The organism is Pacificispira sp. HM-600, assembly GCF_977993705.1.
On record NZ_OZ388079.1, the window covers coordinates 2,038,450 to 2,053,592 of the forward strand.

Annotated in this window: 10 protein-coding genes; 9 read left to right on the top strand and 1 reads right to left on the bottom strand. The window is 63.5% G+C overall.

All coding sequences use genetic code 11. The features are described 5' to 3' along the window. Positions 1 to 14: 14 nt before the first annotated feature. The 9 genes from ACXZ1E_RS09655 (at position 15) to ACXZ1E_RS09695 (ending at position 14,411) form a co-directional block, all read left to right on the top strand. The gene (locus ACXZ1E_RS09655; RefSeq protein WP_458040309.1) at positions 15 to 4,628 is read left to right on the top strand and encodes a PKD domain-containing protein; all 4,614 of its coding nucleotides are present in this window, start codon (positions 15 to 17) and stop codon (positions 4,626 to 4,628) included. Positions 4,629 to 4,660: 32 nt separating this feature from the next. Continuing rightward, positions 4,661 to 5,185 (top strand): hypothetical protein, encoded by a 525-nt coding sequence (locus tag ACXZ1E_RS09660; protein WP_458040310.1) that lies wholly within the window; start codon positions 4,661 to 4,663, stop codon positions 5,183 to 5,185. Between the two features lie 101 nt (positions 5,186 to 5,286). After that, positions 5,287 to 7,143, top strand: coding sequence for a Wzz/FepE/Etk N-terminal domain-containing protein (locus tag ACXZ1E_RS09665; protein WP_458040311.1), 1,857 nt, complete (start codon positions 5,287 to 5,289; stop codon positions 7,141 to 7,143). Positions 7,144 to 7,423: 280 nt separating this feature from the next. After that, positions 7,424 to 8,275, top strand: coding sequence for a hypothetical protein (locus tag ACXZ1E_RS09670; protein WP_458040312.1), 852 nt, complete (start codon positions 7,424 to 7,426; stop codon positions 8,273 to 8,275). A 79-nt stretch (positions 8,276 to 8,354) separates the two neighbouring features. Further along, positions 8,355 to 9,200, top strand: a complete 846-nt coding sequence (locus tag ACXZ1E_RS09675; protein ID WP_458040313.1) for a sulfotransferase domain-containing protein — start codon at positions 8,355 to 8,357, stop codon at positions 9,198 to 9,200. 9 nt (positions 9,201 to 9,209) lie between these two features. Continuing rightward, positions 9,210 to 11,624 carry a hypothetical protein gene (locus tag ACXZ1E_RS09680; protein ID WP_458040314.1) on the top strand — a complete coding sequence of 805 codons (2,415 nt, stop codon included), beginning with the start codon at positions 9,210 to 9,212 and terminating at the stop codon, positions 11,622 to 11,624. A 92-nt stretch (positions 11,625 to 11,716) separates the two neighbouring features. Continuing rightward, positions 11,717 to 12,568: a hypothetical protein gene (locus ACXZ1E_RS09685; RefSeq protein ID WP_458040315.1), complete on the top strand. Its 852-nt coding sequence runs from the start codon at positions 11,717 to 11,719 to the stop codon at positions 12,566 to 12,568. A 5-nt stretch (positions 12,569 to 12,573) separates the two neighbouring features. Next, the gene (locus tag ACXZ1E_RS09690) at positions 12,574 to 13,479 is read left to right on the top strand and encodes a glycosyltransferase family 2 protein (protein ID WP_458040316.1); all 906 of its coding nucleotides are present in this window, start codon (positions 12,574 to 12,576) and stop codon (positions 13,477 to 13,479) included. Beyond that, positions 13,476 to 14,411: a glycosyltransferase gene (locus ACXZ1E_RS09695; RefSeq protein ID WP_458040317.1), complete on the top strand. Its 936-nt coding sequence runs from the start codon at positions 13,476 to 13,478 to the stop codon at positions 14,409 to 14,411. Before ACXZ1E_RS09690 ends, ACXZ1E_RS09695 begins: the two co-directional genes overlap by 4 nt. Here ACXZ1E_RS09695 and ACXZ1E_RS09700 read toward each other — a convergent pair. Continuing rightward, positions 14,374 to 15,120, bottom strand: coding sequence for a hypothetical protein (locus tag ACXZ1E_RS09700; RefSeq protein WP_458040318.1), 747 nt, complete (start codon positions 15,118 to 15,120; stop codon positions 14,374 to 14,376). The two genes, ACXZ1E_RS09695 and ACXZ1E_RS09700, sit on opposite strands and share 38 nt — an antisense overlap. Positions 15,121 to 15,143 lie beyond the last annotated feature (23 nt).

A 15,143-nucleotide genomic window follows, 5' to 3' on the forward strand; every position in this document is an offset into this window, starting at 1 on the left:
ACCGGGCCGGGGTCGTGGCCTTCAGTGCCACGAACGGCGCAATCAACACGAACTTCGCTCCCAGCGTCGCCAACGGCGACGTGCGAGCGGTCGAGCAGGGTCCCACCGCCAACACGGTATTTCTCGGCGGTTCCTTCCAGGGTGTCAACGGGGTGACGCGCAAGGTCGTGCTTCTCAATCTCACCACAGGACAGCTAGTTCCCGGGTTCACCGCTCCCTCGATGAATGGCGCAGTGAACGATCTCCAACTGATCGAGAATCGTCTGTATGTCGGCGGACTTTTCACCTCCGTTGGCAATCAGCCTCACGGAGGTCTGGTCGCGCTGAACGCTACGACCGGCGCCCGCGAGAGCTTCCTCTCCGTGAATCTGACGGAGAACCAGAACTACACAGGACAGCCCGGTCAGGCGCAGGCAGGCGTGGGTGCGAAGAAGATCGCCGTCACCCCGCAAGGTGACCAGATGGCTGTGATAGGTAACTTTCGCAAGGCGGACGGGCTCGAGCGTCGGCAGATGGTCCTGATCGACCTGACCGGCGGGACCGCGCAGGTTCGTGCGGACTGGAAGACGGACAGGTTTGCGCCGGCGTGTTTCAGCAACGCATTCGATACATACGTGCGAGATGTCGCTACGTCGCCGGATGGTAACTACTTCCTTGTCGGTTCGACTGGTGGGCCTACGCCGGGATCGCTCTGCGATACGGTCAGCCGCTGGAACGTGGCGAATACTGGCCAGTCCGTGCAACCCGAGTGGATTGACGATACGGGCGGCGACACAATCCTGAGTGTCGCGTCGAGCGGCTCGGCTGTCTACGCGGGCGGTCACCAGCGTTGGATGAACAATGCAGGCGGGCGGGACAACCCCGCTCCGGGCGCGGTCCCGCGGCCGGGCCTCGGCGCAGTCGACGTTCAGTCTGGCGTGCCAATCGCGTGGAACCCGGGCCGAAGCCCTCGAGGCGCGGGCGCGGAATCGTTCCTCGTCAGCGACACCGGGCTGTGGGTCGGTAGCGACACCGAGCAGATCGGTCACTACACGTACAAGCGTCCGCGGATCGCCTACTTCCCCCTTACGGGCGGCGTGCAGCTCGGCGCGGGCAACACCGGCGATCTTCCCTCTAACGTTTACAAGATCGCGGCCCCGCCGGTTGCCGGCGCCGGAGCACCGCTCTACCGCGTCAACGCCGGAGGCCCGACGCTGCAATCGGGCGACTCGGGCCCAGCCTGGACAGGCGACGACGGGGGAACCAGCCCCTACCGCAATTCAGGCAGTAACTCCGCGGGGTATGCGACCGGCTCATTGACAGTTGATGCCACCGTTCCGACGACGACGCCTCTTGAGCTTTTCAACACTGAGCGTTGGGATCCCAACGACGCCAATGAGATGGCATGGTCCTTCCCCGTGGTGAGCGGAAAAGAGGTAGTCGTCCGCCTCTACCTTGCGAACCGCTGCGATTGCACCAGTCTTGCTGGACAGCGAGCATTCGATGTGCGACTCGAAGGCCAGACCGTCCTGGACAATTACGACATCGCCGGGGATGTCGGCAACCAGGTGGGGACGATGCGATCGTTCACTGTCACCTCGGATGGCACGATCAACCTCGAGTGGCTCCACGCGGTTGAGAACCCGCTGGTCAACGGAATCGAGATCCTCGAGAGTGTGCCCTCCACCGGGCCGGAGGCACAGATCACGGGTCTGTCGAGGGTCTGGTTCACGGGTTCTCCTGTCGTCGAGCCGGTCGCGGCTGCTCCCGCGGGCGACATCGACTGGGCGAGTGTTCGGGGTGCGGTTGTCATCGACGGCCAGTTGTTCTACGGAACGGCTGACCGGCAGCTGCTCAAGCGCACCTTCAACGGCGAGACTTACGGTCCGGCGTCAGCGATCGACCCATACAACGACCCGTACTGGAGCGAGGTGGCCACGGGATCCGGCCAGACATACCGAGGCACGAGACCGTCGTTCTATAACGACATCGCTACTGTCTCGGGGATGGCCTACGAGAGTGGACGGCTCTACTACACGCGATCCGGGTCGAACCGGCTCTTCTCGCGGGCATTCTCGCCCGACAGCGGCGTGCTCTCTCAAGCTGTTCGAGAGGCACCAGTGTTCAGCTCCGGCGCGTTGGCGGGCGTGTTCTTCGACGAGACCGCAGAGAATCTGTATTTCGTAACCGCATCCAACGGCTCGCTCTCGCGTGTTGCTTGGGATGGCGCAGCGACAGTCGGATCCCCTGTCGTCGTGAGTGGGCCGGCGATAGACGGGGTGGACTGGCGCGGTCGCGCCCTGTTCCTCGGAGCCGGTCCCGAGCCCGTAGCGAATGTGGCTCCGGAAGCTGTCATCAACGTCGATTGTGACCGCCTTGATTGCTCCTTCAATGGATCCGGGTCCTCGGACCCCGACGGCACTGTCACGTCATACGCCTGGAACTTTGGCGACGGTTCTGAGGCTGTCTCGGGAGCGAATGTCTCTCACACGTTCGAGGAGGGAACATACGACGTCACGCTTACCGTAATCGACAACCGCGGCGCTTCCGGATCCGTCTCCTCCGAGCTCGTCGTGGTCGAGAATATGGCGCCCGTGGCACTGATTGCTGATCCCGTGTGCGACCGTTTGGAATGCGTGTTCGACGGCTCGGGGTCTGCGGATCCCGATGACGCAATCGAGTCCTACTCGTGGGACTTCGGAGACGGCTCCGCCCCTGTATCGGGCGCAACCGCTTCGCACACTTTCGCGGAGGGCTCGTACACAGTCACTTTGACGGTGACCGACGAGTTCGGAACTACTGGCTCGACAAGTGTCGACGTCGAGATCCTCGCGAATCAGGCGCCTGTTGCTGTTATTGAGGCGCCGGTGTGTGAGTTGTTGGTGTGCTCGTTCGATGGGTCGGGGTCGTCGGATCCGGATGGTGGGGATTCGGTTGTCTCGTATTCGTGGGACTTCGGTGATGGATCGGGGGCGGTAACGGGTGTTGCGCCTTCGCACACGTACGCTGGCGCTGGTTCGTACACGGTGACGTTGACCGTCACTGACGAGTCCGGTTTGACGGGTTCGGTGACGCATGTGGTGGAGGTCGGGGATGGTTCCGGACCGGTCGAGGCTGCTGCGGAGTTGGTGGGCACGTCTGCCGTGTGGTCGCTTGCGAGCCCGGCGGTGGATGTTCCGGATGAGGTTCAGGCCGGTGATCTGTTGCTGATGTTCGTCTCTGCGAACCAGGCGGGTTCAGTCCCGGCTCCTGCTGGTTGGGTTTTGGAAGAGCAAACGGTGTCTGGTCCGTTGGCGGTCTCGCTGTTCACGCGTGTTGCTGATGGGTCCGAGGCTGGTTCGCAGGTTGCGGTCGCTGTGCCTTCGGGGGTGCGTTCCGATGTGACGCTTGTTGCGTATCGGGGTGTCTTGGATGGTGGGATCGAGGCGTTGGAGTCCGCGGTTTCCGCGAACACGGCGACGCATACCTCTCCGCAGGTTACGTCTGCCGGTGCGGAGCGGGTGGCCGTGACGTTCTGGGCGGACCGTTCGTCGAGCACGACGGGGTGGACCGCTCCGGGTGGGGTCGACGTCGTGTCGACGCAGATCGGGACGGGTGGTGGTCGGGTGACCACGCTCGTCACCTCTCAGACCGTCGGCGCGGGCCCCTACGGCGGTCTCGTGGCTACCACCGATGCCGCCAGCGCACGAGGCGTGTCGATGACACTCCTCCTCGCACCCACCGTGGGCGATGTTGCGCCTCCGGCGAATCAGGCGCCTGTTGCTGTTATTGAGGCGCCGGTGTGTGAGTTGTTGGTGTGCTCGTTCGATGGGTCGGGGTCGTCGGATCCGGATGGTGGGGATTCGGTTGTCTCGTATTCGTGGGACTTCGGTGATGGATCGGGGGCGGTAACGGGTGTTGCGCCTTCGCACACGTACGCTGGCGCTGGTTCGTACACGGTGACGTTGACCGTCACTGACGAGTCCGGTTTGACGGGTTCGGTGACGCATGTGGTGGAGGTCGGGGATGGTTCCGGACCGGTCGAGGCTGCTGCGGAGTTGGTGGGCACGTCTGCCGTGTGGTCGCTTGCGAGCCCGGCGGTGGATGTTCCGGATGAGGTTCAGGCCGGTGATCTGTTGCTGATGTTCGTCTCTGCGAACCAGGCGGGTTCAGTCCCGGCTCCTGCTGGTTGGGTTTTGGAAGAGCAAACGGTGTCTGGTCCGTTGGCGGTCTCGCTGTTCACGCGTGTTGCTGATGGGTCCGAGGCTGGTTCGCAGGTTGCGGTCGCTGTGCCTTCGGGGGTGCGTTCCGATGTGACGCTTGTTGCGTATCGGGGTGTCTTGGATGGTGGGATCGAGGCGTTGGAGTCCGCGGTTTCCGCGAACACGGCGACGCATACCTCTCCGCAGGTTACGTCTGCCGGTGCGGAGCGGGTGGCCGTGACGTTCTGGGCGGACCGTTCGTCGAGCACGACGGGGTGGACCGCTCCGGGTGGGGTCGACGTCGTGTCGACGCAGATCGGGACGGGTGGTGGTCGGGTGACCACGCTCGTCACCTCTCAGACCGTCGGCGCGGGCCCCTACGGCGGTCTCGTGGCTACCACCGATGCCGCCAGCGCACGAGGCGTGTCGATGACACTCCTCCTCGCACCCACCGTGGTGGGGCCTTGATGATCATCCGACGCCGAGTGCAGGCGGTGGCCGTGGCCATCGCTCTGGTTGCAGCGGTCGCGCTCACAGGTTGCACGGCCGCCGAGGCGCCGCAAGCTGTCGCGACGCAGCCTCCGCCGACGACCTCGACGGACCCGAATGATGTTCCCGCCGACGACACGGACTATTCAGTCGACTCGGGCAACAACATGCCCGAGTACGAGTACGAGGACGAGCCTGCGGCTCCTCCGACCGTCGTCGGGATTCTGTGCAACCTGAACCAGGAGTACTTCGAGGGACTGCGTAGCGTCGAAGCCGGGGTCGCTGTCGCGGACGACAACCTGAGGACGAACCTGGTCGGCCTGTCGGATCTGCTCGGCGAAACCGAGTCGCTCAAGCGGCAGTATCCCGATTCGGGTGCGTCGATCGATCTCGCCCAGGCGATCTTCGACAAGTGGGACGCTGCCATCTTGGGTCTCGATAACGGAGATGCATCCGCTGCTCGCGCAGCCATGGCGGACGCAGAAGATCTCGTGGAAGAGCTTCCGTCGCGCGACGCGGTGACCTGCGAGCCGTAACGCCGGCAGCATCGCTGCGGGCCAGGGGCCCATCGGTTCGGTCGGTGGCTACGCTGCGGATGCAGTAGGCTCGTGCTTCGTATGACCTCTGGGGGGGTTCAGTGGATCAATCGGAAAACGCGCGGCGACTTCCGTCTATCGGCAGTCTTGTTCGGCATCAGCGCAAGGTGATACTGGCATCAATCGCGATCGCGCTCGGACTTGCGTCGCTTTATGTCGTCACCATGCCGTCGACGTACACGTCGACGTCCGCCGTGCTCCTTAGCCCCGGGCCCGGCAATCCCCTGACAGCGGAAGCTTCCTCGGCGGGCGTCGTGCAGATGACCGTTGCGCTTGAGACGGAAGCGCAAATTGTTCGCACTCCGGCCGTGGCGGACGTCGTGTCCGACGCGCTCGGACGTTTGACTCCGGACACTGGCGAAAGCCTCGAGGTCACGGTGCCGTCGAACACTCAGATCCTTGAGATCTCCTTCACTGCCGGGACTCCAGAACGGGCAATGGCGGGCGCCCAAGCGTTTGCGGACGGATACCTGAGTTTCCGCGCTGAGCGCTCAAGGGCCGTCCAAGAATCACGGATTGCGCGCCTAGACGAGCAGATTGGTGAGACGGACGCAAGCCTGAGAGCTGCGATCGGGGCAGAATCGGCATCCGGCGGGTCAGTGTATGAATCGCAACAGGTGCAATTGCTGGCCGACAGGCTCGCACAGTTGAGCAACTCGCGAAGCACGGAAGAGTCGATCGGCACCGATCCGGGCGCGGTGGTGAACGCAGCTCCGTTGCCCGAAGACTCGAATCAACTGCCAGCGTGGTTGTACCTGGCTGTCGGCTTTGTATTGGGCGCAATTGCAGGACTGGGCATCGGGCTCTTGCGCGAGTGGCGTCGCGACCTCCTGAGGGAGTCGGATGACGCGACGGAACTCGGTGTGCCTGTGTTGGCCGCAATCCGGCCCATGAGTGGGACAGAGCTTGCCGTCGACGCTGGCTCAGCAATTCACGAGTCCTATCGGCGACTTCGGACAGCGCTTATCGCGAACGGACCGCGCCCGTATGTCCTTGCCGTCACCGGAGTCAACACCGATCTTTCCGCGCAGGTCGCGACCAATCTCGCGCTCGTGCTTGCAGAGGCACGATTCAGTGTGCTGCTCATCACGACGGATTCTCAGGAGCGATCTGTCGAAGGGCTCCTCGGGCTACGGGGGGGAGAAGGCCTGGCTGAGGTGGTTCTGAGCGGCCTACCGGCGAAGGATCTTCTCGTCACCAACAGAGGGATTTCCGTCCTCACGGCCGGACATGGGGTCGGCAGCTCCGATGACCTCACCGCGACCACAGCGTTCCGGGCAACGGTCAAGGAACTGCATCGAGATTTCGACTACGTCATCATCGCCGCGGCCGTGGCGGGATCCGCCGATGGCGACGCAGCGCTGCTCGCGGCAGACTCTGCGCTCCTGGTACTCGCCCCGGGCGCAACCACCCGTACTTTGCTGGGCGCGACCCTCGACCGACTAGAACGCTTGGGCGTCAAAACGATCGGTGCCGTCAATATCACTCGCCCGGAAATGAGCGCGAGTGCCGGTCTGCCCGCTACCGTCGGTGTAAGTGGGGCCCAGCCTCAGTCCGAGGTGGCTGTTAGCACCAATAGCGTTGAGGCCCTCGACGGCGAGTTCGAGCGCGAGAACCGTGACGCCGAGTTGGATGAAATCGGACTGGACGATGCCGGACTGGACGATGAGGAGCTAGACAGCGTCGCCGAGTCCGAGTTGGACGACGTCGAGCTTGCCGATTCGGATTCCGACGAGTTCGAGTCGGACTCAGAGGATTTCGACGACGAATCGGACGAGTTCGTCGGTGCTGAGAGCGACCCCGACGACGAGTTCGAACCGGGCGAGGCGGACGCGGTACCGGACGACGCTGACGCCGACCAGAACGACGGTCGGGTGCATGCCAAGTCGGCCGGTTGACCTCGGGCTGGGGCGCTCAGCGTTCGCGCTTGTCTCGCAGGCGGGGACGAAGCACACTCACGTGTCATTTCCGTCACGGTCGAAGCCGCGCCTGCTGGTTCCTCGGAGATCAAGGAAAGCGGCGGCAGCGAGCCTGCGGGAGTACACGGTGCCCGACTCGGCTCGCACTAGGTGGGCGCTTGCCGTCGTCGGCGCGTTCGCGCGCGCGGGGGTAGTTCGGTTTGCGCCCGGAGGTGTGACGCTCGGAGGCGAGGGCACGTTTATCGCTCACCTCCACAGCGTGCTTGACCGTGACGACATCGTTGCAGCGGTGCATCTGGGACCGCCGCGCGCCAACCGTAAGCCCGTGCTCCGGATGATGGACGTTCGCGGGCAGCCGATTGCTTTCGCCAAGCTGGGCATCAACGACCTCACCTGCGCCCGTATCCGCCATGAGTCCGCTGCTCTGAGCGCGCTCGAGTCGATCCAGCCTTCGCCGCTCGTAACCCCGTCCCTCATCGACGTCGGGGTGTGGAACGGGCTGGACTATCTCATCATGAGGCCGGTGGGGAACGACTCCACGCGGACGCCGGCGAGAACCCAACGCCTGCAGGGAACCCGGGAACTGCGGTCCGCGTTCCCGACCACCACGACCGTGCTTGGACATGCGTCGTGGTGGACGCGTGTCCATGCGGCACTAGAGGAAAGTGATGATTCGGCGGAGGCGCGGCGATTGAGTCACGCTGCACATCGATTGCGTGACCGCTATGGCGCGCTCGAGATGGAACTGGGCGCGGGTCACGGCGATTGGTCGCGGTGGAACATGAGCGCCGATGATGCCGCGCTTGTTGTGTGGGATTGGGAGCGCTTCGCGACCGACGTGCCTGCAGGATGGGATGAGTTGCACTTCGTGATCGGGTCTCATCCTCAAGGCGTGGCCGCGGCGCTCGCGGATCCGGATCTGCTGCTGCGCGAGGCCCTCCCCGAGGTCCCGCGAGATTACGCGTGGGTGCTGCTAGGGACGTACCTAGTGCAGCGCGGTGCCGCCTACCTATCGGATCGCCAGTTCGAGGCAGGTGCTCGCACCGGCGCGCTCGGCGCCTGGTTGCTACCGGCGCTCGAGCAAGTCGTTGATAGGGACACGAAACAATGAGCGCAGAACGATCGATCGTGCGCGGGGGGAGTGGATCTTGGGTCTGAAATCGTCATTGCCGGCGCCTGTCCGGAGCGTTGTGCGCAGCGCCTACGTCGGATGGGGGGCACTCTCGGCAGACTCGCGCCTGGCGCCGGACTTCCTCGTCATCGGAGGTCAACGATGCGGCACGACGTCGATCTTCCGGGCGTTTGAGCAGCACCCGGATATCGTGCGGCCGACCCTGAACAAAGGGGTCAACTACTTCGACATGAACTATCACCGGGGCACCCGTTGGTACCGGGGGCACTTTCCCCTCGCGCGAGGAATTCGGCGGACTCGCCCCGAAGGAACCACTGTCGCAACGTTTGAAGCAAGCGGCTATTACATGTTCCATCCTCTCGCCCCGGAGAGGATCGCGCGTGACTTTCCCGGCATCAAGATCGTCGCGATGCTGCGCGACCCGGTGGAACGCGCATATTCGGCCTGGAAGCATGAGTCGGCTCGGGGATTCGATGACTGGTCGTTCGAGCGGGCGATCGCAGAAGAAGCGGAACGCACCCGGGGTGAACGGGAGCGCATGATCGCGGACCCGCGCTACCAGAGCTTCAACTATCGGCACCACTCCTACACTGCCCGCGGGGACTACTCCTCCCAACTCGAGGAGTACTACCGACTCTTCCCCGCGAAGAACATCCATGTTGTCTACAGCGAGACCTTCTTCAGCGATCCCGAGGCGGAGTTCGCGCGTTTGACGGACTTCCTCGGGGTTGCGCGCGCGAAGGACATCCAGTTCGATCAACACAATGCGCGGCCAAGCGGCCCCATGCCCGGAACCACTCGCGAGGTGCTGTCCGAGGTTTACCGTGGGCAGGCCGAACAGCTCACATCGCTCACTGGACGCCGGCCTCCCTGGGGATCACTTTCCTCCGAGTCTGAGAGCTAGCGCGCCAGGATGCGCGCGCAGCTCAAGGCACCGCGGACCGGTGCCGCTTTCAACCCGGCGTGGCCGTTCACGGTGCCGCTCGTTGGCTTGCCCATCTGGTGGCTTCTCGGTATCTGGCAGCTCATGTTCTTCGCCATGGCCGTTCCGATGGCCGTGTATCTCCTGAAGCAGCGCAGAATTCTGATGCCGCGCGGATTCGGTATCTGGCTCCTATGGATTCTGTGGCTTCTCACTGGTCTTCTCGTTATGCAGGTCGATGCGCCGGGAACGGTATCCGGAGTGAATACGAACCGATACCTCAGCTTCGGGTTTCGGTTCGGTTGGTACCTTGTGGCAACGATCGCCGTGCTCTATGTGGTGAACACGCGTCGTGTCCTGAGCTCGGACAAGATCATGCAGGCTCTGGCCTGGTTTTTCGTTGCGCTCGTCGGCGGCGGGGTGCTGGGGCTGGTCGCCCCCGGCATCGACTTTCCGTCCGCTTTGCAGGCTGTCCTTCCGGACAGCATCGCCAGCAATCCATTCGTCAACGAACTCACGCGGGTCCAGACGGCGCAGATCCAGGATCTCCTCGGCGAGCCATCCGCCCGGCCGAGCGCCCCGTTCATCTACACCAATGAATGGGGTTTCGCCACAGCAATCAGCATGCCCTTTTTCGTCGCTGCATGGTGGGTGCGGGGACGAGCGTGGCGCATCGCGATGTCTTTCGTGCTCGCCGTTGCGGCCTTCACGATCATCGCGTCCCTCAATCGCGGGGTGTGGATCGCCATCCTCGCGGGCGTCGCGCTCGCAATCGTGCAAGCCGCGCTCCAGGGCCGACTGAAAGCTATTGCTGTCGCGGGTGTCATTGCCGTCGGTGCTTCAGCCCTCATACTCTTCTCTCCGTTGGGAGATATGGTGCTGGGACGCCTCGCCAATCCCCGCAGTGACGATGTTCGAGGCGATTTGGCGGGTACGGCGGTCGAGACTACGGCCCAGGGGTCACCGCTCTTGGGGTTCGGGACCACCCGCTACGTCTTGGGAACCTTCAGCTCCATCGCGGGGGGTGCCACGGACGCTTGTCCCTCCTGCGAACCGCCTCCACTCGGTACCCACGGCCAGTTGTGGCTCGTCATATTCGGCGCCGGGTTCATTGGAGCCGCACTCTACGTGGGCTTCATTGCGAGCCAGTTCCTGCGGCATGTCCGAGCGACGTCGGCTTACTCCATGGCAGCTGCCACGGGGCTTCTTTTGCTGCTCGTGACGCTCCCGCTTTACAACGCCGTCGGCATACCTCTGTACATCGGGCTCATCGGGATCGGCATCCTGGCGAGGGAATCGCCCAGACCGTTGCCGTCGCTGCAAGAGAGCATTCGGCCATTCATTCGTCGGAGTCCGGTACTGCTGCTCTGCGTCCTCTTGGGCGGCTTGGCGGGTATGGGCTACAACCTTGTCGCGGGCGTTCCGGTCGTCGCGACGCAACGGGTGCTCGTTCCCGCGAGTGAGCTCGTTCCGGTGCCAGGCGTACGCACATCTACGCTCGATTCGGAAGCAGTGCTGGCAGGGTCATCTCGGGTCGTCGGTGCGGTCGCGGACACCCTCGGGGTGCCGTTCGATGAAGCGCAACGCGGGCTACGCATCAGCGCGGAACCCAACACCCGCGTTCTGCTCATAACGTACGAGGCAACCACCCAGGCGCAAGCGCAGCTCGGCGCCGAGACGGCAGTGGGTGTGTTTCTCGATGAGCGAGCGGCGCTTCTCGAGGACGCGGCGGCGGATGTCGCTGAGCGCTATAGATCCCTTCAGGAGCAACTCGACGTCATCTATGGCGAGACTCGTCCCATTGCACTAGAGGCCCAGCGCGGTCACCTCTGGGACACCCTCGGCGAGATCACCAGGCAGCGGAACGAAATCGCAGACGTCCTCGCGCAGCTGAACGAAGCGGAGGAGGCGCGAGCGATCTCCGGTGCCGTCATTGTTCAGGCGGAAAGCACGACGACGGTCCGAGTGGCGAGCGGAATGGCCCTCGGTTTACTCGTCGGACTGGCACTCATCTGGATCTACGACCGCAAATTTCTCAGGATCGGCGATCGCCCCTCCCGCCGCGCTGAGATCGGGGTTCCCGTCATCGCCGGATACTCAGGCGATGGCACGGCCACGATCCAGACCATCGAAGCTTATGCGCCGATCGCAGGCGTGATCGCCGACGCTGCAAGTGCGCGTGCACGCGATCTTGCAGCACGGCTGGAACGTTCGCTAGAGCTCGATGACCATGCCGGGGCGCGAACCATTGTCGTCGTCGACTCTCGTTCGCGTGCTGATGACCTACGGAGACTGATTCACGAGATCGAGAGTGCGGGGCTGAACCCTGTTGGTCTCGTTCTGTGCGGGAATCCGCCGCTCGCCCTGCCGTGGTGGCTGGAGAGTTCCAAGGAGAGGGCGCGATGAGCCAAAGGGGAGACCTTCCTGTTCTGTTCCTCGGCGGGATCGGACGCAGTGGAACCACGGTGTTCGAGTTGAGCCTGGGAACCGACCCGCGCGTGGTCGCCCTCGGCGAGGTGATTCATCTCTGGCAGCGGAGCCTCGTGGACCGCGAATCCTGCGGGTGTGGGGTGCCCTTGACCGAGTGTCCGTTTTGGGGTCCGGTGGGTGAGCTTGCGTTCGGCGGCTGGAGTCAGATCGATCCCGATCGGGTCATCGGGTTGAAGCGGCGGATCGATCGGACGGTGCGTACGCCCCAGCTGGCGTTGGGTTGGGGTGGCGCGGCCTGGGACGCCGACGTGCGGGAATATGCGGACTACTACGCACGGCTGTACAAGGCGGCGGCGCAGATCTCTGGCCGTCGCGTGATCGTGGATTCGAGCAAGCAGGCATCGCTTCCGTATGTGCTGGCACATGCTGAGGGGCTGGACCTTCGCGTGTTGCACTGTGTGCGGGACAGCCGTGCTGTCGCCTACTCGTGGACGCGGAAGGTGGCGCGACCCGAATCGCAGAACAGCGAGGGCCGTCTCATGACCCAGTATCGTCCTCCGGTGCTTGCTCTGAAGTGGATGCAGCACAACGCGGTCATCGAGATGCTGCGGATGAAAAACGTGCCCATCCAGCGGGTGCGCTATGAAGATTGGGCGGCAGCGCCGGTCGAAACCGTGCAGTCTGCATTGGCGTTCGCAGGACTCGAACGAGAAGAAAACCGACACCTCGATGATCGGTGGGTGGATCTGCCTGTGACGCACACGTGCAGCGGCAATCCGATGCGGTTCACGCAGGGCCGGGTTGATATCCGCCCGGACGAGAAGTGGCGTAGCGCGTTGCCTGCCTCGAGCCGACGAGTGGTCTCAGGTCTCACCGCCCCAGGGCTGTTGGCCTACGGCTATCTGAAAAAGGGAAAGTGAAAATGATGTCAACAGTCAGCGTCGTCATTCCAGCCCACAAGCGTCCGGTCGAGTTGCGGCGGGCTATCGCGGCGATCAGGGACCAGGATTACCCCGGTCCTGTCGACATCGTCGTCGTATACGACCGAGCAGAGCCGGACGAATCTCTGGCCATCGACGACAAACGCCCCGTTCGGGTGATGCGCAATGAACGAACGCCCGGGCTCTCGGGTGCTCGAAACACGGGCATCATGGCGAGCTCCGGAGCGCTGGTGGCATTCTGTGACGACGACGACGTGTGGCTGCCCGACAAGCTCTCCCGGCAGGTCGAGCTGATGAACCAGAACGGCGCCACGCCTCTTGTCACCACTTCCATCGTTGTCGACTACGGGGATCGCTCGACCGTGCGATTGGCTGGCACCACCGAGGTGACCCGTGACATGTTGCTGGGGTCTCGTATGTCCATGCTCCACTCATCCACTTTCCTCTTCCGCCGTGAGGCACTGGAGGGATCCCTCGGGCTGATCAACGAAGAGATACCGGGAAGCCAGAAAGAGGACTGGGACATTCTGCTCAGAAGTGCAGCTATTCATCCGGTCGTTCACCTGGACGAACCTCTGGTGAGAGTTCAGTGGGGACAGGCATCGTATTTTTCGCGGCGTTGGGATACCAAAATCGACAGTTCGATCTGGATGTTTGAGAACTACCCCGACATGGCACGGCACCGATCGGGAGCTTCACGGCTCAGGGGTCAAGTAGCTTTCGCCTATGCCAGTTCCGGCAATCGGCCCGAGGCATGGCGTTGGGCGCGACGATCTATCCGGGGCAACCCAATGCAGTGGCGAGCGTGGGTGTCTCTCGGCGTCGCGGTGGTGCCGCGCTCCAGCGAACTTGTACTCGGAACTCTGCACAGGTGGGGGCGGGGCGTATGAGCGCGCTCGTCGCGATGGTCGCTTCGCCGGGCGGGCACATCGACCAGGCCTTCGAGATCGCAGACCGGTTTGCCTCGCGGGACAACCGCTTCTGGATTACGGCGCGCACCCCACAGACCGAGGCACTTCTTGCGGGGGAGCGGGTCGAGTGGGTTCCGCAGGTGCGCTCCCGCCAGGGTCTACGAGCGGCCCGCACGTTTGGGCTGGCGCGTCGGATCATGCGAGAGAATCGTCCCGATCGTGTCGTCTCGACCGGAAGCGCTCTCGCCGTCCCGTACATGCTCGCGGCACGATCATCGGGGGTCGCCGTCACCTACGTGGAGAGCGCCACACGTTTGCTGGGGCCATCGGTAACCGGGCGAATCGTCGAAAGAGTGCCCGGCATCGAGCTCTTCTGTCAGGGACGCTGGGAACGGCCGCGCTGGGCGTACTTCGGGAGCATCTTCGACGGCTACAGCGCGCTTCCGTCGACTCCGGCACCCGTGAAGAGTGCTTTGGTTACCATCGGAAGCGAACAGTTCCCATTTTCCCGGGCGCTTGAGTCGGCCCGTGATGCCACTGCGGGCCTTACCGTCAGCTGGCAAACGGGGACGACACCGGCTGAGTCCCTGGACCTCTCAGGGCATTCGCGTGCATGGTGGCCGGGCGACGAGCTGGCGTCGCGCGCGAGGGACGCGGATATCGTGATCACTCATGCAGGCGTCGGTTCGATTCTTATGGTGCTGCGCACCGGATCATGTCCGGTGGTGATCCCCCGTCTGCAGGAGCTGGGCGAGCACATCGACAATCACCAAATGGAACTCGCAACCGTGTTGGAGTCCCGCGATCTGGTGGTTGTCGCGCGCCCTGAGGATGACCTTCTCGACTGTGTGCGGCGTGCCGCTGCGAGACAAATTACGAAGGCTGAGCCAGGCGACGCCGGTAGTCGTTGACGAGGTGCAGTATCAAGGCGACCAGGAGCACACCGACGAACGACTCATGAATGCGTCCGAGGTAGGTGAGCGTCAGGCCAAAGGGGCCGTCTTCGGAGCGGATGTCTGTGCCGAGGGCTGAGACGACGATGGGTTCCAGAATCATGAAGACGTACCATGCCCATCGGATGGCCCGAGGGGACGGGGCTCCCGGGTCCAAGAGACGCCGGTCAAAGACATCGAACGTGAGCATGGCGAGTACCACGAAGCCGATCGTTTCTGCCTGATCGATGATCCACGAATCCGGAGACCAGATCACCGCCCAGATCGTCAGCGCGATCAGTGCGGGCGCAGCTGCGAGCATCCACCGACGTGTCGACCGGTGGAGGGCGACGTAGGGGATCAACAGGGCGAGGGCGAGTGCCGGCTCGTTGAGCGTCTTGATGCGCGAGGGCAGGTCGGTGATAGCTAAAGTCACGCCGATCAATGCCCACACGGAAGCCAATGCCAGAGCCCAGCGAAGAAGACGCTGCGGTCGCAAGCGGGGAAGGCCAAACTGTATCCACGCTCCGAGAATGAGTGCGAACAAGTAGGCCTCGCTGTTGTACGCCACGCGACGGGCGATCGATGGGGCTAGCAAGTCGAGCGCGCCCGATACAACCAGCAGCAGCAATAGCGCGAGTCCCCCGTAGAAGAGCCAGAGAACGACCCGTTTGCTCGTCTTGCTCAATTCTTGTCCTTCGTTGGAGTCGG